Raw genomic sequence first — 23,749 nt, 5'->3', positions numbered from 1 at the left:
CTTAACGAAGACCGGCTGCGACTTCGAAGACCGCGGCCACCGCCATGGCGCCCGGGTCCGGTACGCCGTCGAGATCCCGTTCGCCGATGTAAGAAGCGCGGCCGGCCTTCGCCTTCTTCATCGCCCGGGTTGCATCGGCGCCGGCACGCGCCGCGGACGCCGCAGCGGCAAGACCGTCCGCCCTAAGCGCGCGCAGCGCCGGATCCAGAGCATCCACCATCGTGCGGTCGCCGACGGCCGCCCCGCCGTAGAAGGTCATCCGTTCGAGTCCCGCCAGAAGCGCGCCCGCCATGTCTTTCGTGTCCGAATAGGCCTTTGCGGCGGCGGTGAAGAAGATCGACAGAAGCACGCCGCTCGAGCCGCCCATGCTTGTGCTGAGAATGCTGCCGATCGACGAGAGCGTCGCGGCGATGTCCTTCAGCGGCAGCCTTTCGATTTGCGCCAAAACGCTGCGCGAACCTGTCGCCACGGTTGAGCCGGTATCGCCATCACCGGCCCGGGCGTCGAGGTGGTTGAGCTCCGCCTCTAACGAGAGCAGATGATCGCAGATCGCCGCGATCAGCCGATCGGCCACCGGATCGTGACTGGCCGCTACGGACGGAGTGGCGGGCACGGTAGTCACCGGCAGAACGGAGACATCATGCCGCTCGACGGCGGGTATCCAGGCATGCGGCCCGACGAGCGAAGTCAATGCTGCCTCACGCTCGTCGTCGAGTCGGATCAGGGAAAGCGAAAAGCCGTTCATGTTGAGCGCCGTCATCATCGGCGCCGGGCCTATCGTCAGCTTCACGCGCTCAGCGAGCGACGATGAAAGAACCGTGTGGGCGATCAATCCCATCTCGATCGGCGGCACAGCACCAAGATTGTTGATGAGAAGCGCATAGTGGCGATCTCCTCGCAAAGCTCGAGAAAGCCGCTCGGACATGATAGCAACAATGCTGCGCACCTCCTGCAAGGCGATCCTTTCGGCGCCGGGTTCGCCATGGATGCCGAGCCCCAGCTCCCCCTCGGCCGCCTCGAGCCGCTCCACATGCGCCTGGCCGGGAATGGAGCAGGAGGACAGCGACACGCCGAGCGAAACGATGTCGCGCGCGGCCGCGTGGGCGGCAGCGGCAACGGTCTCGAGATCCGCATCCTGCTCGGCGAAGTGTCCGGCGATCTTGTGCACGAAGAGCGTTCCGGCGACGCCGCGCGGCTGGGCGATATCCGGCAGCGCGATGTCGTCGGCAACGATCACCATCTCGACGCGAAAGCCTTCGACGCGCGCTTTTTCCGCTGCGAGTCCGAAGTTGAGGCGGTCGCCGGTGTAGTTCTTGACGATCAGCAGGCAGCCCTTTGGCCCGGTCACCGCGCGGATCGCTGTCAGCACCGCATCGACGCTCGGGGAGGCAAAGATCTCGCCGGAGACGGCAGCCGTCAGCATGCCGCGGCCGACAAAACCCGCATGCGACGGCTCATGGCCGGCACCCCCGCCCGAGATCACGGCAACCTTTCCTTTGTCCCAATCCCCGCGCAGGACGACCTTGATATCTGGATAGGTGTCGAGACGCGCGAGGTTGCCGGCCGGCGCGGTCTGCAGCAAGCCGTCCAGCGCTTCGGTGACGATGTTTTCCCTGCGGTTGAAAAAGTGCTTCATCGTTGTCATCCAATCTTATGTCGACTGATCGCGGTGGCGTCAGCGCAGCCGCTCGCCGTCCGACCCAAAATATAGGGGCTGTCTCAGCGTGAGGTTGATCCGGTCGCCCGGTTTGATGGCGAGATAAGGATCGGCAAGCGTCACGAGCTTATGGCCTTTCACCCGGATGTGCAGGTGGTTCTGGTCGCCAAGGTGCTCGATCCAGTCCACCTCGGCATTGCCGGCGGTGTTCGTCGCAATCTGCAGATGTTCGGTTCGTGCACCGATCGTGCTGGCGCCCGAGGGGGGCGCCGCGCCCGGAAGGAGATCGGTCGGCAGCAGGTTTATGTGCGGCTGGCCGAGACGCGCGGCGACGTGCAGATTGGCCGGGTCCGCGTAGATCTCCCGCGGCGTGCCGATCTGCACGAGCCGCCCTTCGGACAGGATGCCGATGCGATCGGCCATCGTCATCGCCTCCACCTGGTCGTGGGTGACATAGAGCAGCGTGGAGCCCAGCTCCTTCTGGATGCGCTTCAGTTCCAGCCGGAGTTCGGCGCGCAACTTGGCGTCGAGCGACGACAGCGGCTCGTCCATCAGATAGATTGCGGGCCGGCGAACGAGCGCGCGGCCGATCGCGACGCGCTGCATCTCACCGCCCGAAAGCCGCGTCGAGCGGCTTTGGAGCTTGTGTTCGATCCGAACCATGCGCGCGACTTCGCGCACCCTCCGATCGATCTCGTCACTATTCAACCGTCGAGCCGGGGAGCGCAGGGGGAAGGCGAGATTGTCGTAGACGGTCAAATGCGGATAAAGCGAATATTGCTGGAAGACGAAGGCCACGTCCCGCTCGGCCGGCGATTGCCGGTCGACATCGCGACCGGCGATCGTCACCCGCCCGCAATCCGGTCTTTCGAGCCCGGCGATCAAACGCAGGGTCGTCGTCTTGCCGGCGCCCGTCGGCCCGAGGAGGACGACGAATTCGCCGTCCCTGATGGTCAGCGACAGATCTTCGACCGCGACCGTGTCGCCGAAGGTCTTGCCTATACGGTGAAGAACGACCTCAGACATGGCGCGCCCCCGCATAGAGGGAGGAGGCGATCGCCCGGCCCGAGGCGCAGTCGAAGATGGCGAGCTTTGCCGGATTGAATTCGAGCCCGACGGTCTCGCCGAGACTGAAACTGCGGTCCGCCGAAACGCGTGCTTTGACGATGCCGGCGGCGGTCTCCACGGCGACGATCTGGTTGGTGCCGAGATATTCGCTGCCATAGACAGCGCCGCGGATGGGCGATCGATCGCTGAAGCGGATATGTTCCGGACGGACGCCGAGCGCCATTTCGCCCGGCGCCACGTCCTCCCCCACCTCCGGCACGGCGACTTCGTGACCGTCAAGGACGATCGACCGCGTCCCCCGCCTGAGCCCCGAACTGAAGCGCATGAAATTCATCGGCGGCGAGCCGATGAAGTCGGCGACATACATCGAAGCGGGACGATTGTAGATTTCCTGCGGTGTGCCGAACTGCTCGATGACGCCATGGTTCATCACCGCGATCTTGTCGGCCATCGCCATCGCCTCGTGCTGGTCGTGGGTCACGTAGACGGTCGTGGCATGGATGCGATTGTGCAGTTCGCGTAGTTCATGGACCATCACCTCGCGGAATTCCGCGTCGAGTGTGCCGAGCGGCTCGTCCATCAGGAAGCATTTCGGACGCCGGACGATCGCCCGGCCGAGCGCGACTCGCTGGCGGTCGCCGCCGGCAAGGCCGGAAACCGAGCGGTCGAGGATATGATCGATCCTCAAGAGCTTCGCGGTCTCCTCGACGCGGGCGCGGATTTCCGCCTTCGGCACGCCCTGCGACAGGAGCGGGAAACCGATGTTCCGGCGCACATTCATGTGCGGATAAAGCGCGAAGAGCTGGAAGACGAAGGCGATGTCGCGGGCGCTCGCCCGGTTGAAGGTGACGTCCTCGTTACCGAGATAGATCTTGCCGCTGGTCGGCAGCTCAAGCCCGGCGATCATCCGCAGCGTCGTCGTCTTGCCGCAGCCCGAAGGCCCGAGCAGCGCCAGAAACTCGCCGTCCTGGACCGTGAAGCTCGAATCCTCGACGGCGACAAAATCACCGAACTGCTTGCGGAGGTTTACGATCTTGATCTCGGACATCGCTTACTCCGGAAATTTCGAGACGATGATGAACATGACGGTTCCGGTCAGGAGCATGGCCAGCGAGTAGGTGTAGAGGGCCAGCAGGAACGGCTGGAACAGCATCAGGAAGCCAGCGGCGATCAGCGCCGTGGCGATGTTTTCCATCGGTCCGCGCCTGAGGAACAACGGCCGCCTCTGCTTGGCTGCACGGGTCGGTTCTCGCGTGTTCGTCATTTGCGGACCGCTCCGAAGGTGATGCCGCGCAGCAACTGCTTGCGCAGGATGATGGTGAAGACGAGGATCGGCACCAGGAAGATGGTCGTACCGGCGGCAACCGCCGGCCAATCCTGCCCGCCCTCACCGATGATCGTCGGTATGAACGGCGGCGCGGTCTGTGCCGAACCCGAGGTGAGCAGCACCGCAAAGGCGTATTCGTTCCAGGCGAAAATCAGGCAGAAGATCGCGGTCGCGGCGATGCCGGTCGTCGCCTGCGGCAGCACGACCTTCCAGAAGGCCTGCAGTCGGGTGTAGCCGTCGATCATCGCCGCCTCCTCATATTCGCGCGGGATTTCATCGATGAAGCCCTTGAGCAACCAGACGGCAAGCGAGACGTTGACGGCGGTATAGAGCAAGATCATGCCAAGTGCCGTGTCGGAAAGTCCGAACTGGCGATACATGAGGTAGATCGGAATCGCGACCGCGATCGGCGGCATCATCCGGGTCGAAAGGATGAAGAATAACAAATCGTCGGCGAGCGGCACGCGGAAGCGCGAGAAGCCATAGGCCGCAAGCGTTCCCAGAGAAACGGCGAGGAAGGTCGAGCCGAAGGCGATAAGGAGCGAATTGCCGAAGCGCGGCCAATAGTTCGAGGGGCCGGCGATGACCATGTTGCGGCTGCGCGTGATCTCGTCGCATGTTCCCGTCGGCGGCGGCAGCGCTTGGATATAGTCCGGTGTCTGCCTTGTCCGCGTCGTGAAGAGGTTGCAGAAGCCCTCGAGCGTCGGCGTGAAGACGACCTTCGGCGGATAGCTGATCGAATCCGGCGGCGACTTGATGCTCGTCAGAAAGATCCAGGCGAGCGGGATCATCGTCACCAGCGCGTAGAGGATGACGATCGTGCCGGCGATGCGCTTGGCGGTCGGCGTCGGCTCGACCACGGAGTGGGCGGTATTGACCGAACTCATCGCTGTTTCACCTTGTTGAGCGCTTTGACGTAGATGTTGGCGAGGCCGAACACGGCGACGAAAAGAATGATCGCGAAGGCAGAAGACCGTCCGGTGAGCCAGCTTTCGAAGGCTTCGCGCTTCAGCGTGATCGACGCAACCTCGGTGGTCGAACCAGGCCCTCCGCCCGTCAGCAGCATCACCATGTCGAACATCTTGAAATTCTCGATGCCGCGGAAGAGCACGGCGAGCATGATGAAGGGCAAGGCCATTGGCACGGTGATCGACCAGAATTGCCGCCAAGTGGAGGCGCGATCGACCTCGGCCGCCTCGTAGATGTAGTCCGGAATGGATCTGAGGCCGGCGAGGCAGATCAGCATGACGTAAGGCGTCCACATCCAGGTATCGACGATGATGATCGCCCAGGGGGCCAAGGTCACCGAACCGAGCATCTCGAAGGATGACGGCGGAATGCCCGTGAAGAACGAGACGATATAATTGAAGAGGCCGATCTGCGGCTGGTACAGGAACCGCCAGAAATTACCGACCACCGCCGGCGACAGCATCATCGGGATGAGGATGACCGTCGTCCAGAAGGCATGGCCGCGGAACTTGCGGTCGATCAGATAGGCGAGCGCGAAGCCGATGACGGTCTGCAGCAGGATCGTCCAGAAGACGAAATGCGCGGTCGTCTGCATGGCGATCCAGATGTCCGGATCGTTCAGCACTCGCCGGTAGTTGCGTAAGCCGACGCCCTCGACCTCGGCGTTGGGGCGGTTCGCGCGGAAATTCGTGAAGGACAGATAGACCGCCCAGATCAGCGGGAAGATATTGATCGCAAGCAGCAAGGCGATCGTCGGCGTTATGAAGAGCCAGGCGATGGCGCGGTCCGAAAGGCCGCGCACCCGAACTGCGATCGTCGTCGGCGTCGCGCGGGCAAGCACGTCGGCGGATCGCTCCGCAATGGTCGAAGGGGCATCGGTCACTGACGTCACCTGAATTCTAGGAAGGATCGGGTTCGAGGCCGACGGCCCGGTTTTCGCAGCCGGGCCGTTGCCGAGGGGAGCCTAGAGCTTGCCTTCGTCCTCGAAGATTTCCTTCCAGTCGTTGACGAGAGAGTCGAGTGCCTCTTGCGCCGTGCCCTGGTCGGCGACGACATAGTCGTGCAGGCGCTTCTGCATGGCCTGCAGCAGGATCGCGTAGGACGGCTCCTGCCAGAAGTCCTGCACCTGGTTCATTGCGACGAGGAAATCGGCCGCAAAGGGCTGGCTAGTCTTGAAAGACGGATCGTTCAGGACCGCGTTGTGCACGGCGTAGCCGCCGAGCGCCCACCACTTCTTCTGGACATCGGGCTGGGCGAACCATTTGATGTAGGCGAGTGCGCCGTCCATGTTGTCGGTGTTGGCCACGACGGATATCCCCTGCCCGCCGAGCGTCGAGGCGGCGACCTTCTGCTTGGGATTGACGAAGAAGCCGATCTTGTCGCCGCCAACCTTCTCGTCCTTGTAGAGGCCCGGGAAGAAGGCGAACCAGTTCATCGCCATCGCCACCTGGCCGGACTTGAAGGCATCGAGCCCCTCGCCCATGTAGCTGTCGGTATAGCCGGGCGGCTGGCAGCACTTGTAAAGCGCCTTATAGGCCTCGAGGCCGGCAACGGAGTCGGGCGAATTGACCGCGCCGTCCATATCGTATTTGCCCGGTGTCGTCTCGTATTTGAAGCCATAGGGATAGAGCGCCGAGGTCGCGCCCATGGTAATGCCCTCGGAGGCGCGTTCGGTGAAGATCGCCGCGCCATAGACCTTCTGGCCATCGATTTCGCGACCGGTGAAGAATTCGGCGACCTGCTTCAGTTCGTCCCAGGTCTGCGGCGGGCCGAGGTCACGACCGTACTTCCCTTTGAACTCGGCCTGCAAGTCGGGCTTGGCGAACCAATCCTTGCGATAAAACCAGCCATTGGCGTCGCCCATGGCCGGCAACGCCCAATAGTTCGGCGTACCCTTCGGCCAGGTGGAGTAGGCATTGACCGCGGCTTCGGCGAAGTCGCTCATCTTGATCCCTTCCTTGTCGAAGAAATCGTTGAGCTTCACGTAGTACCCGTTTTCGGCGGAGCCGCCGAGCCACTGGCTGTCGCCGATCAGGAGATCGCAGAGCTTGCCGCCCGAATTGAGCTCGTTGAGAATGCGGTCGGCGAAATTCGGCCACGGCACGAACTCAAACTTCATCGCGGTGCCGGTCGCTGCGGTAAAATCCTTGGAGAGTTCTACCAGCGCATTCGCCGGATCCCAGGCTGCCCAGCATAGCGTCAATTCATCAGCCTTCGCCATTCCCGGTATCGCCGTCGACAGCACGAGTGCCGACGACATGCCCATCAGGGCCTTCGTCACCTTCCGCATGTATTCCTCCCAGATACAGAACCGACCGACGCCGGCTTCGGAAAATTCTCCCTTGCTCACATGCCCAAGCCATACTCCCTCATGTTGAGCAATTTGTTTAGTGATATACATTTTACTAAACACATCAAGTGCAATTCGTCGCTGCGATGCAGCATCGGCAGCGAGAAAACGTCAAATGTGCCGGCGGCGGCCGCTATTTTTCCCTGAAACTCAGCCGATGATAAATGTCGCAGAAAGGGACGGCTGCGGTCAGCCCTTATTATGGCTCACGAAAACCGTGCTTGCGTCGCTGACGTTCGAGATGTGCCAATAGGCGGCCTTGCCCGCACCTTCGGCATCGGCGCGAAGGATCGCCGTGACGATGCGGTGGGCAGTGGCATGTATTCGCTGCAAGCTTAGAACGGCGAACGTAGAAGTCATCGCATGTTCCCGTTGATAATGGCCCTTATCAATCCCTCATCGCGAAAGGCCACGATCTTCCGCGGTCCGAATGTTGGTAAGCGCTGCGGCGCCGAGCGGCTCACGCCGACGTTTCCCAAGGATTGATCACGGAAGCATCGGTGTCTTCGAAATCCTTGACGTTGCGTGTGACAAGGATGAGATCGTGAACGATGGCAGTCGCGGCGATCAACCCGTCGATATCGCCACGGGGCCGGATTGCCGCGATGCGGCCCCATTCGACCGCGATTTGGTCAGTTATGGGCAAAATGCGGTCGCCATGGTCGTGGCGCAGTTTGCGCAGCCATTCGGTGAGGTGCGCGGCAGTCTTCGGATCCGACTCCTGTTTGAGGGCAATGCCGCGCATGATTTCGCCGAGGGTGAGCGCACTCAAGTGAATGCTGAGCGGATCGACAGAGCGCAGCCAAGACACGGCTTGCGACGTCCCACGTCGCGCCTCTGAGACAATGTTTGTGTCAACCAGATACATCAGAAGGCCACGTCGCGACTCGGCGTCTTGATACGTACATTAACCGCATCAGCGAGTTGATCGTCCCAAGCGGGACCTCCAAGCAGATCATCGACTAAAGTCGGCCGGCCAGCGCGTAGGGCGTCGTAGTCACGAGCGGACAGCACGACGGCGGTGCGCTCACCGCGCAGCGTGACAATCTGCGGCCCCTCATGGCGCGCCTTCTGTACCACCTTCGAGAACTGGTTCTTGGCGTCCTGTAGTTGCCATTCCATGCTTCACACCCCGAGTTAGCTAGACTGTCTAGCTATATAGCCCTCTTTGTCTGTCATTGAAAGGGCCGATGTATCGTGCGGTCGATCGATGACCTGGGCGCAACGCCGCGCGATCGGCAACCTCGATTGTCCGTCGCGGTCGACTGAACTCCTTCACGTCATGGAACTACGGCTGACCGAAAATCCGACGCCGCCGTTTCCAGACGATACATTATGCGATCCTCTTAGCCCAGAACCTGAACATCCTGGGAACAAGCCCTGCATCGGGCTCGTGGAGGAAGGATCAACTCCCTTGAGTGGTAACTCACGTTGAGTGCCACATTCCATTCAACGCCGATTGACATGCCCGGTTCGCTCGCGGGAGCCGGGCACCGCCATACGCCTCAATAGTAGATCTCGGTGAAGGACAGGTTCTCGGCCGAAATCTCCGCGAGAGTGACGCACTCGATCAGGATGCCGGCGCCGACGCCTCATAGTTGATTACCTGAGTATAGGACGCTTCTTCTTAAGTTAAATTGCAAGAATTAGTCCGAAGCTTCCTTTAAATATGATCGAAATTTGAAACAAATTACTAGTAACAAAAGCACGTCACTAGTAAAGAATGCGGCTACACTTCAGAATCGCTCCGACGTTCGGGAAAATCGACCTGTATCCCTCGCCTTGAGCGGAATAGAACCCTCGGCCCTAGCCAGTCTCAGGATCGCGGCCGTTTTGGTTGCATGTCGGTGGCCAAGCAGCGATCGCTTTAATGGGGGGCACCCGCCCGCGGTATGTCTGCGTTCCGGATTGTAATACCACGACGGTCAATCGAGGCGTAGATTTCTTCACCAAATGGTGCTATCTGCAACACCAAAGTGGGAACCAAACGATGCGATCGACTATCAACCTCGACGACACTCTCGTGGAAAGGGCTAAGTCCCTAACCGGCACGAAGGAAACCGCCGCTCTGGTCCGCCAGGCATTAGAGACGCTTGTTCGTGTGGAGTCAGGAAAACGCCTCATCGCGCTCGGAGGAACGATGCCGGATGCGGAGGCCGCTCCACGCCGCCGGAGCCCAGCTGCCAAGTGATCCTTGCCGACACTTCAATCTGGATTGATCATTTCCGGCATACCGATCCCGAACTGCGTAAGATTATTGAGGAAGATCGTCTCCTCTGCCATCCGGCCGTGATCGGAGAGCTCGCACTTGGCAGCCTTAGGGATCGCACCAGCGTGATAGCATTCCTGACGGCTCAGCGCGAAGCGCTCGTCGCAACGCACGACGAAGTCGTGATGATGATAGATCGCCACGCTATTTTTAGCATGGGCATTGGCTACACGGATGCCCATTTGCTGGCTTCGGTTCTCCTCGATCAGCGAGTGGTTTTGTGGACCAGAGCCAAGCGTTTGCGGGCAGCGGCAGAAAAGGCGGGGGCGTCGCTGCACACCCCTGCTCATGCGGGGAACTAAGCACTGAATGGCCATGGCCGTTGCTCTGGCTGCTTGAGCGGTGGAGCCAACAGGGCGCAAAGTTCCGGTCGATACATGGCCTTTATCAACCAAAGACAGCAATCTCCTTGTGCGATCGTTTCAGCATAGAACGAGAACAAGCTACGGTTCTTCGTAGACCGTCTGTCCCGGCCGGTCATGGCAACGTTCGATGATGCGGCAATGCTCGCAAATGATCTGGCCTTCCAAGCTTGCTGGGCCGTTCCGGAACTTTTCGGCTCCACGCCCTCGGATCGCAGATATTTGTGGATAGTATTCCGGGACACGCCAGTCCCGCGGCAAATCTGCCGGATCGATAGATGTTCTCGAAAATGCCAGCGTCGGATTACGTTCAATAACGCCATGTCGATCACCCCATAGCCCCACTCAAAACAACCAGGGGTGGTTCAAACATGGTCAATTCTCGATGGAAATATCCCGCAATGCCGGGTCAGTGCTCAGTGGAGATCAACAGATTCAATCAAAGACTGAAACCCTTTAGTTCGAAGACCGTCGCATCAGGAGCCGGAAAGTCGCCTCTTACCTAGCGCAAATCGCCCACCATGCCCCTGAATGCGGCCGCCCGATGAAGGTGAATGCCGGGTCTCCGGCAACCTTCGTGCCGGTACTTGTCGCGGAAATCTCCATCCGATCGCCTTCGGCAAGTACCAAGTCGGAGATCGAGTCGAACGACGTCAGCGAGGATTCTTGAACAGGAAGTCGTCAGCGCCGAGGCCGCCACAAACCTGGTCGGTGCCCCAGCGTCATGCGTGGCTACGCTAGACGATCACCTGCTCGCCTATTTCGACAACGCGGTTCGCAGGCAGATGGAAGTAGTCGGTCGGATCGATCGCCGCTTCCGCCATTGCAATGAAGAGCTTGTCCTGCCACTTCGGCATGCCCGACTGGGGGTCTGAGACCAGCTTGCGCCGTCCGAGATAGAAGGACGTCGTCATGATCTCGAATTTGAACCCTTCCTTCCGGCAGTGCGCCAGTGCCCTCGACACATTCGGATCATCCATGAAGCCGAATCTGAGCTCCAGTTTGCTGAACCGATCGGTTAGCTTTGTTAGCGTGTGCCGATCCGTTTCCGGGATATAAGGCACTTTGGCGGTCTTGATGGTGAGGATGACATTATGCTCATGCAGCACGTGGTTGTGCTTGAGGTTGTGCAAGAGAACCGCTGGGGTGGTGTCCGGTGATGCGGTCAGGAAGATCGCGGTTCCCGGCACTACGACCGGAGCGTGTTCGGACTTTCGTTCGACCGCCGCTATGAACCGGTCGAGAGGGACATCCTGGCGGCTTGTTTTTTCGCGCACGAGCCTGGTGCCCACTCGCCAGGTCCACATTAGCGTCATCAAAGTGGCGGCGAAAAGAATGGGCACGTAACCACCGTGGTGGATCTTGAATAGGTTGGCCCCGAGAAAGACCAGTTCGAGAAGGAACAGAGGAAGCAGGAACGCAGTCGCGGCCATCGTAGGCCAGTTCCACAGATAGCGGACAAACGCGAAGGCGAGAACTGTGTCGATCACCATGGCGCCGGTGATTGACACGCCATAGGCCGGGGCTAGAGACTCGGAACTGCCGAACACGAACATGAGAACAAGCACGCCGGTGAGGAGTGCAGTGTTGACCAAGGGGCAGATAAATCTGCCCGGTTTTCGTTTCCGAGGTGTAGCAGATCTCGAATCTTGGCAGGAACCCGAGGTGGATCGCTTGCCGCACGAGCGAAAAAGCTCCGGTGATCACTGACTGGCTGGCAATGATTGTTGCGGCAGTGGCAAGGATCACCACCGGCAATAGGGCACAGGTCGGGAACATCAAGAAAAATGGATCGGAAATAGCATCGGGATGCGACAGCACCATCGCGCCTTGTCCGAGATAGTTCAAAGTCAGTGCTGAAAATACGATCGCAAACCAGGCCGCCTGGATCGGTTGCCGACCGAAGTGGCCGAGATCGGCATAAAGCGCCTCGGCTCCTGTCACCGTGAGGAAGACGGCGCCGAGCACGATGAAGCCGACGAGGCCGGCATTCCACAAAAAGGTAATGGCGTAAACAGGATTGAATGCCGCGAGGATTGCGAGATCGTCTCCGATATGGGCAACACCGGCGGCTCCCATTACGAGAAACCAGACGAAAGTGATCGGGCCGAAAAAGATCGAGACTGCCCCAGTGCCACGGGACTGCACGGCAAACAACAGCACCATGATGGCGGCCGAGATCGGCAGAACGTAATCGTGGAGGGCTGGCGTGACGAGCTTCAGCCCCTCAACGGCCGAGAACACTGAAAGCGCCGGCGTGATCATCGCGTCGCCGATGAAAAAAGCCGCGCCCAGGATACCTGCTACGAACATGCCCGTCGTATACTGCGGTGCCTTTTTTAAGAGCAGGGCAAGCAGGGATAGCGTGCCACCCTCGCCGTCATTGTCGGCACGAAGCAGGAACAGGACGTATTTGCAGGTGACGATCATGGTCAGGGTCCAGATCACCAGTGAAATGAGACCGACGACCTCTTCGCGCTCTACCCCACCTGCCGCAAAGGGGCGAAGTGCTTCACGGAAGGCATAGAGCGGGCTTGTTCCGATATCACCATAGACCACCCCCACCGATCCAAGGGTCAGCGCCAGGAACTGACGGAGATTGCTTGGCTGTGCAGGCACATGCTCGAGAGTCGCGGCCATGGGTCCCCCTTCGTCGCAGCCGCTTCGTTATAGCACGGATGCCAGTGTGAAAGGCGGCTGCTTTTCCACCCTAGAGAACGTCTGATGTGACAGGAAGTTTCCGACTTTGGCGCGCCGGCCACTTCGATGCGCGAGGCTAACCAGGGGCTGATGAGGTCGCTGGGATTTGATGCCGAGGCCTTTTCATCTGCCGACGATTTCTTAAAGTTCCCCCAGCTTCGCCGGACGACCTGCCTGGTAACGGACATCCATATGCCCGGAATGAGCGGGCTTGATCTCCCGCCGCCTCGTCGCTTTGGGCGAGAGCATTCCGACCGCTCTGATCACTGCCTATCCGAACGAGAATCTGCGTGCACGTGGGTTGGGCCCGGACATTGTCGGGTATTTGGCAAAGCCGTTTGGTGAGCAGGAGCTATTGAACTGTATCCATTCTGCGCTGGCGCGCGGGAACGACGGCGAAAGTGATCAATGAAGGAATCGAGCGGATTCTACTCTAGCTGTGGAGCCTCAACAGGTGGCCGAGTCTACTGATAGGCGGTTTGGATTGTAGGCTGCCATGCGGACGGTGCCAATTGTAGCGGTGGAGCCACACCGGTAGGTTGGCGGCCCGCTGCTGCGAGTTTTCGTAGGCCTTGGCATAGGCCCATTCGCACAGAGCGGCCTGAACCAGGCGTTCGGCCCTCCCATTTGTCTTGGGCGTATAGACTGGCCGCCGGACGTTCGACAGATCCTTGCTGACCTCGCAGTCGATATGGCCACAGAAGCCTCGCGGACCAAAGCCATTGTCCGCCGGCTCGCGTCTAACGGAGGACTGAAGAATCGCGTGGTAACAGCGTGGCGATATGCGACAAGACACGCACTCCCAATAGAATTTACATTTCGGTCAGTGGATTAGCGGACGATGATCGCTCGTTTTGGAGTCGCTCCCCCATCCAACGAAAGAGCTTTCATGTCCCAATCCCCGTTACCCTCCGGTTTGCGACAGATCCGTACGAAACTCGTTCGATCCCGGCCACGCGTGAACAGACGGACCGGGGGCTATGACGGGCAGCGTAAAGACAAAGTTTGCGCCGTTCGGGTTGCCTTGTTCAACCCAGAGCCGGCCGCAATGGGATTCGACGATCGATCGGCAGATTGCCAGCCCCATACCCAAGCCTTCGCTCTTGGTCGTGAAAAACGGTTGGAATATCATCTCAGGCGACTCGACGCCGGGACCCGTGTCGCTGATCTCAACCTGCACCATGTCGCCGGCCCGAAAGGCGCGAATTGCAAGAATTCTGTTGTCGGCAACAGCCTCCATCGCCTGCATCCCGTTACGGATCAAATTGATCAGAACCTGTTGAACCTGCACGCGATCAAAGGCAAAAAGCGGCAGTTCGTCGTGCATCTCCACGTCAATTCGAACGCGGCGATATACGGCTTCGTCGGCCAGAAGACCACATGTCTCGTCGATGACGGCGCTGAGGGCCGCTGTCGTCCTTCCGTCGACCGAATGCTTGAACAATGCGCGGATCCGCGCCACCACATCACCAGCGCGGTTCGCGCCGCCCTGGACGCCTTTCAAAGCCATCAGCGCGCGCTCAATGTTCGGAGGATCCATTAAGAGCCAACGCCGGCACGCGTCCGAACTCGTCGATACGGCAGTCAATGGTTGTGCTATTTCATGAGCAATTGATGCGGAGAACTCGGCAAGGCTTGCGGCCTTGGCTGGCGCGCGCGAGGTTGGCCTGGGCAAGGCTCAGGGCTTCCTGCATTCGGACGTCGTCGTCAACGTCAATCGCAAGCCCAAACCATTCAACTGTCACCCCATCCAGGTCCCGCCGAGGCTCAAACCTGGTCTCCCGCCATCGAAAAGCGCCATCCACAGAACGCCGATATCGCACCCCAAAGGCATCCCCAGCCCGTAAGCCCTGTGTGATCGTTTTTCGGAATCTTTCTACATCTTCGGGATGAACTAGCGCCAGGACCGCGGCAAAAAAACCTTCGAACGTCATGTGCGGGAGTCCGAGCGCCTCCACGAACCTTGTATTGGTGTAAGTTATTTCTCCGGTTGGGGTCCAACTGTTAATGTGTATTGGCAATGCGTCCACCAGCCGTTGAAGGTGGCGCTCGCCAAGTTGCCTCGCCTCCTCGGCACGGATCTGATCGTCGATATCGAGGCACATGCCGCACCAATGCACGATACGGCCATCCTGGTCTTTCACCGGCTCGGCGTGAACTGACTTCCAGCGAAAGACCACGTCTGCGCGCCGCACGCGATAACGTCTCCCAAGGCTCTGTCCCGTGGCCAGACTTTCGCCAAGTGCGGCCGAACGCCGTCTGCATCGTCGGGATGGATTGTATCGAATATCGCGTCAAGTCGCGGCTTGTCAGGTTCATCCGCAGCGGTGATGTCCCATCCAACGTAGTCGACCATCCGTTTGTTCATAAACGTCGGTTCGCCATCCGCGTTCAATCGCCAGAGATGGCAAGGAACCAAGTCAACGAGGTGTGAAAGGGAATTTTCTCGCTCCTGCAGCGCCGCTGCAGTCCTCCGATGGACGTCGATGTCGATTGATGTGCCATACCAGCCGGTGATCTGGCCCCGCTCATCGAAAACAGCGCGGGCGGCGCTCCTCGCCCATGCAAATCCGCTCTTTCGCCGGATGCGAAACTCGGCATTGAACATCTCGCCGGTGCGCAGGCAATGCCTCCACTTTTCCGCCACCGCCTCGTACTCATCGGGATGGAGCAGTTGCTTCCAACTTATGTCTCCTTCTGCAACTGAAGCGTTGAGCTCGTCCGGTGTCTTGCCGAGCGTGGTTTGCGCGAACAGTGGCAAATAGCTCCAACGGCCTGTCGCATCGAATGCCCAGCCGTTACCGAAGAGTTCTTCGACAACTTTCGCGGCCTGGATCGGATCAACTTTGCCGGCTGCCGCAGCGCAGCGCCCGGACGACGTCGATCGTTCCTTTTCCGTTACAAGGGCTTCTAGGGGCCACGACGCGACAAGTGAGGCTGCTTCTACTCGTCGTCGAGCTCGCTGGGCCACTTCTGGGCGCCATGCAGGACACGCAGAATTCGAATTCTATCCGCCATTACCATGTAGGCGGCAATGTAGGGGGCCGAGGGATAACAAGCTCTCGAGTTCCGGCAACCCGGCCAGGGCGGCCGCTTTCCGGAAAATCAAGCAGACGACGTACCGCGCTGACGATCTCCTCGTCGACGTGGACCGCCGCCGTCGGATTCTCCCTTTCGATGTAACTGAAGATGGTGTCGCGATCGTCAAGCGCATATCGCGCCCAGACAAGCCTCATCGATCACCCGCCGCAGCCTTGCCCAAAGCTGCCGCCCGGCGCTCTCGAAAGTGCGCATCGGCGTCGGCATCGTCGACGTCGGGTCGGGTATCCTCGAGTGCCCGCAACACTTTGGCGCGGAACCAAGCGTCGTGCGCCTCGCTGTGACTGAAGAGTTCCAGCGGTAGGGCGCCCTCATTCGCCGTCCGAGTTAACAGGATTCGAACAGCGTCCGAGACCGTCAGACCCATGTTCTCTAAAACCGCCGTGGCGCGCTCTTTGACCTCGGCATCGATCCGGGTCTGAACAAGTGCATTTGAAGCCATGTGCAATCTCCTTCATCGCCAATGTAATGCACATGCATGACACATTCTAGAGCCGCCGCGACTGTCTCATGCCGAATTCACATGGACTCGGGCCGGCGACAGCGGCGTTCCTGTTGATACATTATGCGATCTTCGAAGCACAGAACGGAACATCGCTCGTCGACGAAGTAAAATTTGTGCATGAGCGTCTGTCGGATCAACGGCCGCCCTCGACCCGTTGATGACCTTGGTCGTCTCAGACTTGTGCGTCCAAAACGAGGTCGGGAACCGGACCTTCAGCGCAATAGCATTCGGGAGTGCTCTCGTGTGAGGTCATTCGCCACATTTGGCATCCGGTCACATCGAGGCCGCCCGAGTTTCAAGACGTTGAACACTGGGAGGTGTACCGGCCGCCGAGAAGGCAATCGAGATCCACTGTGCGCTCGACCAACGAAGCATCTGGCGGTGCCGTTGATCGTCCTGGCGCTGGCGCAAATCCACCAATCCACGGAAGCCGGAACTCGCTGTCCGTTATTATAGCGAGCGCTCATGACGGCTCGGGAGACGGGCGAACCGCAGATGCTTTTTCCGTGTTAAGATGGGCTTGCAACGCTTAATCTCGACCTCGGCAATGTGGCTGAAGCCAAACGCTAACTTTCTCTGGCGCGGGAGGTTTGCGCCCAGCACGGGCTCAAACCCGAAGCGCTTTGCCTTTTCTTGCGAGGAGGTTGTCCATGTCCACGAGTAGTGTCGACCGCCCGCTGCAGCCGGGCGTCCGGGCACCAGATGTTGTACTCGATGCCATCTCGCGCGAAGGCAAGGTCGCGCTCAATGATTTTCGAGGCCGTAGCCCGTTACTGATCGGTTTGTTTCGAGGCCTGCACTGTCCGTTCTGCCGGCGCCATGTCGCGGCGATGGCGCAGCTCAAACCGGCCCTGCATGAGAAAGGCGTCGAATGCCTGGCGGTGGTCAACACGCCGGTCGAACGCGCGCGGCTCTATTTCCGGTACCACCCGATGTCAGATCTTCTCGCGGCGTCCGACCCGGAGCGGGCCTCGCATCGTGCTTTCGGCTTGCAAGAGGTCGGGATGGAGACGGCCATGGCGATACGGGTCCATCTCCCGCGCGAGTTGCCCGAACCTATGGACGTTATGGCAATGAACGAGTTTCTCAACAGGAAGGAAGGATATGAGATTACGGAAGCCGATCAGCGGATGATGGCTTCCGGCCAGGCGCAGCTTGTCGGCCAGTTCCTACTGGACCGGGCGGGGATCGTACGCTGGAGCTTCACTGAAGTTCTGGAGGAGGACTATACATTCAAGGCACCGAATCCCAAGGAACTGATGTCGGCGGCTTCCCAAGTCGCACATCAATAGGCTGCTGAAAGCTCGCTCGACGACCACCGTCCTGTGGCAATTCCGTGGGTTTGAGCCATCGTCAAGGTAGTCAGCTCCTAGCCTGCGCTGCCGAGATTTCAATTTTGGCGGATTACCTGTCTCGCCCCGCGCCGATCGAGTCGACCAGGTCCCAAAGTTGATCTCGCAAGCTTCCGCAATGCAAACGCTTTTTCAACGGTGCAACATTTCACTTAACTCTACATGCGAACGCTACCCCTCCTGAAGAGCGCTGTTTTCCCGTCGAGCCACGCTCAGGGCTGCCGCACCTTGTGGCCGCAGGAACAGCCCGCGATGGAGCCGTCGAATCCCGTGCGCGGCATCTCGGTTCGGCAAGCACTAAGATATCCCTGCCTCACCGTTGTGAATGATGAAACTGGCGGGTTTTTCGCAAAACGGTGATTGGTCTCCCTGTGCCCCCTCAGCCCCTCAATCGGGACATTCGGCACCGGTGCTGACCCAGGCATCGATCAATGCGGCAAACGTCTCCTGCGAACCGGGAGGAGCACTGCGACCTTCGCCAGGGTGCCAGGCCCAGCCGACCAGATGGTCTTCACCCATGTGGCGGATGAGATCGGCAAGGGACCGATTGCCGTTCCGGTTCGTGTCCTTCACCTGCCGGCAGATATCACCCACCGTCAATCCTTGCCACGCCATGCTGGCCGGCGCCAATGACCAGTGCGCGTTCCCCGGAATTGATTTCATGCGGCTGCCGACCACCGGACGATTCTCGGCTCCGTGGCAAGTGCTGCAGACAAGTCCCGCCGGACCCAGCGAGCTTTCGGTGGCATTCATCAACGGCACATGCGGGTGCATGTCTTCACCCTGCGTCGGGCTGCGCGTCGCCGGATGGCAGTTGATGCAGCGCGGATGCGTGATGACACGGCTTGCCTCCTCGAAGATGGCCTTCGAGCGCGCGCCGGTGTCCGCAATCGCCTCAAAGTCGGAGACGGACTTGAGGGCTCCACCATCCGACGGTTCAGCATAAGTCTGCAGGGATCCCATACCGGCAACGATACCGGTCGCAGCGAGAACGGCGACGAGCGGGATGGCGAAAATCCGCTTGATCATGATCACGCCCTCCGCAATTCGTTATGGTCGATCGGGAGCGACCGCAGTCGCTTACCGGTTGCCACAAAGATCGCATTGAGGAGCGAGGGGGCGACGCCCGGTGTGCCGACCTCTCCTATGCCGCCTGGCGCCTCGGAACTTGGCACGATGTGAACCTCTATCTTCGGCGTCTCGTTTATTCTTAGAACGGGAGAATCGTCGAAGTTGCCCTCCACGACGGCGCCGTTCTGGACAGTGATGCGTCCATAGAGAGCGGCGCTCAGACCGTAAATGATGCCGCTCTGTATCTGGGCTTCGACCGTGTCCGGATTGATGACCTGGCCGCAGTCGACGGCGCAGATGATGCGCTCGGTCTTTAGGCTTCCGTCCTCCCCGACGCTCATTTCCGAGATCATCGCGGCGAAACTGCCGAAATCCTCCGAAAGCGCGATGCCCCTTCCCTTCCCAGGGGGCAGAGCAGTTGCCCAACCGGCCTTCTCCGCCGCGAGATCGAGCGCGGCGAGGAGACGCGGCTTATGCTGAAGCAGGCGTCTGCGGTATTCCAGCGGATCGACGCCGGCGGCATGGGCCAACTCGTCGATGCCGCCTTCTATGGCAGGAAGGTTGCGTGTGGCACCGACGCCGCGCCAGTTGCCCGTCAACATGCCCTCCGGTGCCTCATGGCGCACGAAGTCGGTGTATTTGTTCGGGATCGCATAGGGGGTTTCGGCCCCCGCCATGATGTCGAGGTCGATGCCATCGCGGGTGAAGGCCGGCAGCCAGCGCGCCATGACGGCAGGGCCGATGACGCGGTGACGCCAGGAAGCGGGCATGCCGTCGGCGCCCAGAGTCGCCGTGACCTTGCTGTAGTTCAGGTAACGATAGCAGTCGCGGCGGATGTCCTCCTCGCGGCTCCAGGTAACCTTGACGGGGCCCTCGACCTGCTTTGCGATTTTCGCCGCCAAAATGATCCCGTCGACATCAAGCCGCCGCCCGAAACCGCCACCCAGCAGGTGGTTGTGCACAACGACCTTCTCTAAGGGAAGCCCGGTCACATCGGCGACGGCTTGCCGTGCTCGCCCCATGACCTGCGTACCAACCCACACGTCACAGCCATCGCTGCGAACGTGCAGCGTGCAGTTCATCGGCTCCATTGCCGAATGGGTGAGGATCGGGAGGCGGTAGACGAACTCCAGCGCAGGTCCGTGCTCGGCTTCGGCTTTTGCAATATCGCCCTCGTTGATGTGCGGCAGGGCGTTGCCGTCAATCGCCTCTTCCGCGCGCTTCTCCAAGTCCACCAGCGAAAGAGTGCCATTCGGGCCTGGCTCCCATTCGATGGAGAGAGCAGCGAGCGCCTTTCGTGCGGCACCCGTGTTGTCGGCCACGACGGCAACAGTATCCTCGATCCGGACAACTTGTTTGACGCCTTTCACCGCCATTGCCGGTCCGTCTTCGACCGCGCGCAGCTTGCCGCCGAAGTGGGGACAGATTGCGATCGCCGCGTAAGACACGCCTTGCGGACGTGCGTCGATGCCGAATTTCGCGGTACCGTTGACCTTTTCCGGACTGTCAAGGCGCCGGACGGACTGGCCGATCAGCTTGAAGCTGGACGCAGGCTTCAGTGGCATTTCCTGTGGAACGGCTTCGGATGCCGCAGCCCGTATCAAACTGCCATAGGCAGCGCGGCGGCCGCTTGCGGCGTGAACGACATGCCCGGCCTCGGCACTGCACGTCTCGGGCGCGACGCCCCAGCCTCGCGCTGCAGCGTTCACCAGCATGATGCGGGCGGCAGCGCCCGCCTTGCGCATGGGCTCGTAAACAGCGCGGATTGCGATGGAGCCCCCGGTGATCTGGTCGCCGAGCAAAGGGTTTGCATACCGTGTGGGTCAGCAGGCGCATGCTCCAGCTCCACCTGATCCAGGGTGACTTCCAATTCTTCGGCCAAGAGCATAGCTACCGAAGTGTAGATCCCCTGTCCCATCTCCACGGACGGCATGAAGGATGGGGCACGCGCGTCATCGATCGGCTCGCCACGGATCTTCGGCGCGATTTTCCCGAGATGACGGGGCTTTCGCCGCGGAACCTCAAATATATGCGCGCCTTTGCTGAGGCGTTTCCGGATGAACAAATCGTGCAACAACTTGTTGCACAATTGCCCTGGGGCCATAACGTCAAGCTCATCGAGGCGTTGAAAAGCTCCGAAGAGCGGCTCTGGTATGCTCGGCAAGCGGTAGAACATGGGTGGAGCCGCAATGTTCTCGTACATCAGATCGAAAGCGGCCTCTACCAGCGGCAGGGCAAGGCACTCACCAATTTCGCCCGGACACTACCTGCACCGCAATCCGATCTGGCGCAGGAGTTAATCAAAGATCCTTACAGCTTCGATTTTCTTGCCCTCGGTCCGGCAATGTCCGAGCGCGAACTTGAGCAAGGACTACTTGAGCGCCTACGCTCTCTCATTCTTGAGCTCGGTAAAGGCTTCGCATTCGTCGGCAGCCAGCATCATCTCGAGGTTGGTGGGCAGGACTATTATCTGGATCTTCTATTCTATCATTTGCGGCTGCGCTGTTTCGTCGTCGTAGAGCTGAAGATCGAGGACTTTAAGCCGGAGTTCGCTGGGAAGATGAACTTCTATCTTTCCGCGGTCGATGCCCAACTTCGACACGAGTCAGACGCCCCGAGCATCGGCATCATTCTGTGCAAAGGAAAGAATGAAGTGATCGTCGAATACGCGCTTCGAGACTCCACAAAGCCGATGGGCGTTGCGGAATATAGGCTCTCTGCCGCCCTCCCCGAGCCATTGCAGACAGAGCTACCGACAGAGGCGGAGTTTGCGCGGGAATTCCCGTTGATGGCGCTCGTGAAGCTACGCATAGAGGTTGAGCGTGAAATCCGACTACTGATGGCCGATCAGACCGAATCCGAGCGTCCGCTGGCTCTCGGACCGATGCTAACGGAACTGCAGCGACTCGGTTTGGCCCACCAAAGCGCAGATCGGTTCCGGAATGCTCTACAGACCATGAACCGCGCTGCGCACGGTTTGGATGTCGAATCCGCGGATGCGTCTGAGGCAACCGAAATTGCAACGGCATTCCTCGCGGAGCTCCGGGCGATCCGCGATAGACGATCATCGTGATACAGAACATCTGCACCCAGCAGATTCCGACAGCCACGCAGGGTAAATGAAACGGCTCCGAAGGACTGCTTCCTGCCCCTCGCCCGTTTCGACCGGGCGTTCCTGTTGATACATTATGCGATCTTCTGCAACGGGCGTTGCGTCAATCCCTTGTGCGCTTGATCCCTCGCCGAGTGCTTGCTTCTGTCCGCAGTCGGAGCTTTGCCGCTGCTCTATGGGGTCTGCTGAGGACCGGTTGGCCAATCTTAGAAGCGCAGTCACCGGGTGCTGCTGATCGCATAGCGGCCTAACCCATCCATCGTCCCGGCGAAGGGACCTTGCTGCGGCGGGCTGATGGCTGTGCCCGTCCGAAAGCCTGTCTTGTCGTCTCCTCCGATCAAGCCGCCACGGCTGGCGCTCCCTTATGAGCAATGAAGTTGGTTCTGTCCCTGAGCAGGCAATGCAACACCACCGCGAGCTTGCGGGCCAGCGCCACGCGCGCCTTTCTGGGACCGGCCCGTTTGGCGACCGCCAACGCCCAGCGCTTCAGATCGGAACCTTTGACCGGTCGCGTCAGGATGACGTTGGCCGCCTCGTAGAGCGCGGTGCGCACGCTCCCATCGCCGATCTTCGAGATGCGACCGCTATGATCGGTCTCGCCCGATTGATATTTCTTCGGCGTCAATCCGAAGTGCGGCCCCACCGCGCGTGATGAGCGGAAGCGCTCCGGCGCATCGACGGCCGCCACAAACGTCAGCGCCACCAGGACACCAACGCCTGGCGTCGTCATCAACCGCTGTGCGTTGTTATCCTGGCGGGCGATGGCGCGCAGCTGGCGCTCAAGCCCTGCAAACTCATGCACAAGCGCGTCGCGCACCTTCAGCAGCGAAGCGGCGATCGCTTCCAAGGTCGAATGGCCTGCAATCAGCTCGCGGATGCGCCCCGCGTAAGTGCGCCGCGTCGTCGGCCCGACCTTGAGGCCGAAGCCGCGCAGGATGCCCCGGATGCTCATCTCGATGTCGTGAAGCTTGCCTTGAATGAGCTTGCGGGCGGTCAGCAGCGCACGCACCTCCTGGGCCGCAAGAGATTTGCAGTGGACCGGCCTGAACCAGCCAAGCCGCATCAACTGCGCAATGCCCCGAGCGTCCTTCTTGTCGGTCTTTACCGGCATTGTCTTGAAGGCTGCACGCACGTGGCGCGTCTCGATCAGCTCGACCGAGAGACCGGCTTTCACCATCCCGGCATGGAGCCACTGCGACAAGGGCCCGGCCTCCAGACCAATTCGCTCCATCGCAACGCCGTGCGCGCCGAACCAGGCGATCAGCGCAGCGGGCTCGCTGAGGATCTTTGCTTCCCGCACAATGCGGCCATCCGCATCCACCACGCACACACTTGAGTATTCCAGGGATACGTCTATGCCGGCATACTCTTTCATGGTCGTCTCTCCGTGCTGCTATGGAGCAGGCCACTCCTGACTCCGCGACACCATCATTGTGAGGGACGACCACCGGCCCTTCAAACCTGCCGGCCCGGGTCGGCCCGTTACACCATCTTATCGGCCCAAAAGGTGAACATCGCAGCAACCCGCCGTGCCGGGCTTGTGGGAGCACAATTCCGTCCACCCCCTAAGGCGACGTCCACGCTTAAGTCTGTGAACGGCAGCATTGCGCCCTCAAGTCACACACTGTGCAGAGCACGTTGGTATCCCAGAAGCGGACATGCATAGATGCCGCCGAGCTGCAGGTTTGCGCCACTTCCAGACCTACCTCGGAAGCTGCGATCGACGCGTTTCGACCCCTTGCGGCCGTAGGGGACGAGGACCGGGAATGGCTCGGTTGAGCCCTATGCGGTCTTTCTAGGTGTCGAGTTCAGCGGCACACATGCGCCAGAAGCGGACCTTAGTAGCTTCTTCACGCGTCGTTATCGCAGTCACCCGAGAAGCGATATGCAAACGCGGAAGCTTCGCCA

At 60.2% G+C, this 23,749-nt stretch carries 21 protein-coding genes and 7 pseudogenes; 7 read left to right on the top strand and 21 right to left on the bottom strand.

All coding sequences use genetic code 11. The annotated features are described in order from the left end of the window. Window position 1: 1 nt before the first annotated feature. From QA637_RS21710 to QA637_RS21665, 10 genes and pseudogenes are all read right to left on the bottom strand, one after another. Window positions 2-1,636: a dihydroxyacetone kinase subunit DhaK gene (locus tag QA637_RS21710; RefSeq protein ID WP_283066842.1), complete on the bottom strand. Its 1,635-nt coding sequence runs from the start codon at window positions 1,634-1,636 to the stop codon at window positions 2-4. Window positions 1,637-1,675: 39 nt separating this feature from the next. Further along, a complete protein-coding gene (locus QA637_RS21705; protein WP_153443181.1) occupies window positions 1,676-2,683 on the bottom strand; it encodes an ABC transporter ATP-binding protein in 1,008 nt (335 codons plus the stop codon). Further along, the gene (locus QA637_RS21700; protein ID WP_283066840.1) at window positions 2,676-3,773 is read right to left on the bottom strand and encodes an ABC transporter ATP-binding protein; all 1,098 of its coding nucleotides are present in this window, start codon (window positions 3,771-3,773) and stop codon (window positions 2,676-2,678) included. Before QA637_RS21700 ends, QA637_RS21705 begins: the two co-directional genes overlap by 8 nt. 3 nt (window positions 3,774-3,776) lie before the next feature. Then, a complete protein-coding gene (locus tag QA637_RS21695; RefSeq protein WP_153443183.1) occupies window positions 3,777-3,989 on the bottom strand; it encodes a hypothetical protein in 213 nt (70 codons plus the stop codon). Then, entirely contained in the window at window positions 3,986-4,939 is a 954-nt protein-coding gene (locus QA637_RS21690) for a carbohydrate ABC transporter permease (protein ID WP_283066838.1), read from the bottom strand. The genes QA637_RS21695 and QA637_RS21690 overlap by 4 nt, the downstream gene beginning before the upstream one ends. Beyond that, entirely contained in the window at window positions 4,936-5,904 is a 969-nt protein-coding gene (locus QA637_RS21685) for a carbohydrate ABC transporter permease (RefSeq protein WP_283066836.1), read from the bottom strand. The genes QA637_RS21690 and QA637_RS21685 overlap by 4 nt, the downstream gene beginning before the upstream one ends. A gap of 81 nt (window positions 5,905-5,985) precedes the next feature. Continuing rightward, the gene (locus QA637_RS21680; protein ID WP_167528425.1) at window positions 5,986-7,311 is read right to left on the bottom strand and encodes an ABC transporter substrate-binding protein; all 1,326 of its coding nucleotides are present in this window, start codon (window positions 7,309-7,311) and stop codon (window positions 5,986-5,988) included. A 249-nt stretch (window positions 7,312-7,560) separates the two neighbouring features. Beyond that, window positions 7,561-7,677 (bottom strand): annotated as a pseudogene (locus QA637_RS21675) (GntR family transcriptional regulator); the annotation flags it as partial. Between the two features lie 154 nt (window positions 7,678-7,831). Then, complete coding sequence (locus QA637_RS21670; RefSeq protein ID WP_283066833.1) at window positions 7,832-8,239, bottom strand: type II toxin-antitoxin system VapC family toxin; 408 nt, start codon at window positions 8,237-8,239, stop codon at window positions 7,832-7,834. Then, window positions 8,239-8,493 (bottom strand): type II toxin-antitoxin system Phd/YefM family antitoxin, encoded by a 255-nt coding sequence (locus QA637_RS21665; protein ID WP_283066831.1) that lies wholly within the window; start codon window positions 8,491-8,493, stop codon window positions 8,239-8,241. The genes QA637_RS21670 and QA637_RS21665 overlap by 1 nt, the downstream gene beginning before the upstream one ends. Before the next feature lie 868 nt (window positions 8,494-9,361). Between QA637_RS21665 and QA637_RS21660 the strand changes: the two genes are divergently transcribed. Beyond that, window positions 9,362-9,562, top strand: a complete 201-nt coding sequence (locus QA637_RS21660) for a type II toxin-antitoxin system VapB family antitoxin (RefSeq protein WP_283066829.1) — start codon at window positions 9,362-9,364, stop codon at window positions 9,560-9,562. Then, entirely contained in the window at window positions 9,559-9,942 is a 384-nt protein-coding gene (locus tag QA637_RS21655) for a type II toxin-antitoxin system VapC family toxin (RefSeq protein ID WP_283066828.1), read from the top strand. Before QA637_RS21660 ends, QA637_RS21655 begins: the two co-directional genes overlap by 4 nt. A 226-nt stretch (window positions 9,943-10,168) precedes the next feature. On the opposite strand, the pseudogene QA637_RS31035 reads toward QA637_RS21655, so the two are convergent. Continuing rightward, window positions 10,169-10,325: pseudogene (locus QA637_RS31035) on the bottom strand (IS21 family transposase); the annotation flags it as partial. A 414-nt stretch (window positions 10,326-10,739) separates the two neighbouring features. Continuing rightward, window positions 10,740-12,642, bottom strand: a pseudogene (locus QA637_RS21650) (potassium transporter Kup). A 126-nt stretch (window positions 12,643-12,768) separates the two neighbouring features. Here QA637_RS21650 and QA637_RS21645 point away from each other — a divergent pair. Continuing rightward, window positions 12,769-13,114, top strand: a pseudogene (locus QA637_RS21645) (response regulator transcription factor). Between the two features lie 21 nt (window positions 13,115-13,135). Here the strand turns inward: QA637_RS21645 and QA637_RS21640 are convergent. The 3 genes and pseudogenes from QA637_RS21640 to QA637_RS21630 form a co-directional block, all read right to left on the bottom strand. Continuing rightward, window positions 13,136-13,351 (bottom strand): annotated as a pseudogene (locus QA637_RS21640) (integrase core domain-containing protein); the annotation flags it as partial. Between the two features lie 255 nt (window positions 13,352-13,606). Then, a complete protein-coding gene (locus QA637_RS21635; RefSeq protein WP_283066826.1) occupies window positions 13,607-14,377 on the bottom strand; it encodes a sensor histidine kinase in 771 nt (256 codons plus the stop codon). Next, window positions 14,304-14,732, bottom strand: a complete 429-nt coding sequence (locus tag QA637_RS21630; protein ID WP_283067297.1) for a PAS domain-containing protein — start codon at window positions 14,730-14,732, stop codon at window positions 14,304-14,306. Before QA637_RS21630 ends, QA637_RS21635 begins: the two co-directional genes overlap by 74 nt. Between QA637_RS21630 and QA637_RS21625 the strand changes: the two genes are divergently transcribed. After that, a complete protein-coding gene (locus QA637_RS21625; protein ID WP_283067400.1) occupies window positions 14,712-14,864 on the top strand; it encodes a hypothetical protein in 153 nt (50 codons plus the stop codon). The genes QA637_RS21630 and QA637_RS21625 overlap by 21 nt on opposite strands. On the opposite strand, the gene QA637_RS21620 is transcribed toward QA637_RS21625, so the two are convergent. The 3 genes and pseudogenes from QA637_RS21620 to QA637_RS21610 form a co-directional block, all read right to left on the bottom strand. Then, the gene (locus QA637_RS21620) at window positions 14,843-15,673 is read right to left on the bottom strand and encodes a PAS domain-containing protein (protein WP_283066824.1); all 831 of its coding nucleotides are present in this window, start codon (window positions 15,671-15,673) and stop codon (window positions 14,843-14,845) included. The genes QA637_RS21625 and QA637_RS21620 overlap by 22 nt on opposite strands. Further along, a pseudogene (locus QA637_RS21615) lies at window positions 15,646-15,938 on the bottom strand (type II toxin-antitoxin system RelE/ParE family toxin). The gene QA637_RS21620 and the pseudogene QA637_RS21615 overlap by 28 nt, the downstream one beginning before the upstream one ends. Further along, the gene (locus tag QA637_RS21610; protein ID WP_283066822.1) at window positions 15,935-16,243 is read right to left on the bottom strand and encodes a type II toxin-antitoxin system RelB/DinJ family antitoxin; all 309 of its coding nucleotides are present in this window, start codon (window positions 16,241-16,243) and stop codon (window positions 15,935-15,937) included. The pseudogene QA637_RS21615 and the gene QA637_RS21610 overlap by 4 nt, the downstream one beginning before the upstream one ends. Window positions 16,244-16,622: 379 nt before the next feature. Between QA637_RS21610 and QA637_RS21605 the strand changes: the two are divergent. Together QA637_RS21605 and QA637_RS21600 are read left to right on the top strand one after the other, a co-directional pair. Beyond that, window positions 16,623-16,873: pseudogene (locus QA637_RS21605) on the top strand (hypothetical protein); the annotation flags it as partial. A gap of 83 nt (window positions 16,874-16,956) precedes the next feature. After that, entirely contained in the window at window positions 16,957-17,598 is a 642-nt protein-coding gene (locus tag QA637_RS21600; RefSeq protein WP_283066820.1) for a peroxiredoxin-like family protein, read from the top strand. A 447-nt stretch (window positions 17,599-18,045) separates the two neighbouring features. Here QA637_RS21600 and QA637_RS21595 read toward each other — a convergent pair whose 3' ends face one another. Together QA637_RS21595 and QA637_RS21590 are read right to left on the bottom strand one after the other, a co-directional pair. Next, window positions 18,046-18,687 (bottom strand): Isoquinoline 1-oxidoreductase subunit, encoded by a 642-nt coding sequence (locus tag QA637_RS21595; protein WP_153439773.1) that lies wholly within the window; start codon window positions 18,685-18,687, stop codon window positions 18,046-18,048. Window positions 18,688-18,689: 2 nt separating this feature from the next. Next, a complete protein-coding gene (locus QA637_RS21590) occupies window positions 18,690-20,474 on the bottom strand; it encodes a xanthine dehydrogenase family protein molybdopterin-binding subunit (protein ID WP_283066817.1) in 1,785 nt (594 codons plus the stop codon). An 89-nt stretch (window positions 20,475-20,563) separates the two neighbouring features. On the opposite strand from QA637_RS21590, the gene QA637_RS21585 reads away from it, so the two are divergent. After that, the gene (locus QA637_RS21585; RefSeq protein WP_283066815.1) at window positions 20,564-21,802 is read left to right on the top strand and encodes a PDDEXK nuclease domain-containing protein; all 1,239 of its coding nucleotides are present in this window, start codon (window positions 20,564-20,566) and stop codon (window positions 21,800-21,802) included. Window positions 21,803-22,178: 376 nt separating this feature from the next. Here the strand turns inward: QA637_RS21585 and QA637_RS21580 are convergent, their stop codons facing one another. Beyond that, entirely contained in the window at window positions 22,179-23,216 is a 1,038-nt protein-coding gene (locus QA637_RS21580) for an IS110 family RNA-guided transposase (protein WP_153439716.1), read from the bottom strand. Window positions 23,217-23,749: the final 533 nt, after the last annotated feature.

The sequence above is a fragment of the Sinorhizobium terangae genome, assembly GCF_029714365.1.
GTDB lineage: Bacteria > Pseudomonadota > Alphaproteobacteria > Rhizobiales > Rhizobiaceae > Sinorhizobium > Sinorhizobium terangae.
This window is presented reverse-complemented; position numbering and strand designations above follow the sequence as displayed.

What these genes read in the sequence shown, in the direction of transcription:
- QA637_RS21710 (WP_283066842.1), bottom strand. Translation starts at nt 1,636, where the DNA reads ATGAAGCACTTTTTCAACCGCAGGGAAAACATCGTCACCGAAGCGCTG.
- QA637_RS21705 (WP_153443181.1), bottom strand. Translation starts at nt 2,683, where the DNA reads ATGTCTGAGGTCGTTCTTCACCGTATAGGCAAGACCTTCGGCGACACG.
- QA637_RS21700 (WP_283066840.1), bottom strand. Translation starts at nt 3,773, where the DNA reads ATGTCCGAGATCAAGATCGTAAACCTCCGCAAGCAGTTCGGTGATTTT.
- QA637_RS21695 (WP_153443183.1), bottom strand. Translation starts at nt 3,989, where the DNA reads ATGACGAACACGCGAGAACCGACCCGTGCAGCCAAGCAGAGGCGGCCG.
- QA637_RS21690 (WP_283066838.1), bottom strand. Translation starts at nt 4,939, where the DNA reads ATGAGTTCGGTCAATACCGCCCACTCCGTGGTCGAGCCGACGCCGACC.
- QA637_RS21680 (WP_167528425.1), bottom strand. Translation starts at nt 7,311, where the DNA reads ATGCGGAAGGTGACGAAGGCCCTGATGGGCATGTCGTCGGCACTCGTG.
- QA637_RS21670 (WP_283066833.1), bottom strand. Translation starts at nt 8,239, where the DNA reads ATGTATCTGGTTGACACAAACATTGTCTCAGAGGCGCGACGTGGGACG.
- QA637_RS21665 (WP_283066831.1), bottom strand. Translation starts at nt 8,493, where the DNA reads ATGGAATGGCAACTACAGGACGCCAAGAACCAGTTCTCGAAGGTGGTA.
- QA637_RS21660 (WP_283066829.1), top strand. Translation starts at nt 9,362, where the DNA reads ATGCGATCGACTATCAACCTCGACGACACTCTCGTGGAAAGGGCTAAG.
- QA637_RS21610 (WP_283066822.1), bottom strand. Translation starts at nt 16,243, where the DNA reads ATGGCTTCAAATGCACTTGTTCAGACCCGGATCGATGCCGAGGTCAAA.
- QA637_RS21600 (WP_283066820.1), top strand. Translation starts at nt 16,957, where the DNA reads ATGTCCACGAGTAGTGTCGACCGCCCGCTGCAGCCGGGCGTCCGGGCA.
- QA637_RS21595 (WP_153439773.1), bottom strand. Translation starts at nt 18,687, where the DNA reads ATGATCAAGCGGATTTTCGCCATCCCGCTCGTCGCCGTTCTCGCTGCG.
- QA637_RS21590 (WP_283066817.1), bottom strand. Translation starts at nt 20,474, where the DNA reads ATGCGCAAGGCGGGCGCTGCCGCCCGCATCATGCTGGTGAACGCTGCA.
- QA637_RS21585 (WP_283066815.1), top strand. Translation starts at nt 20,564, where the DNA reads ATGCTCCAGCTCCACCTGATCCAGGGTGACTTCCAATTCTTCGGCCAA.
- QA637_RS21580 (WP_153439716.1), bottom strand. Translation starts at nt 23,216, where the DNA reads ATGAAAGAGTATGCCGGCATAGACGTATCCCTGGAATACTCAAGTGTG.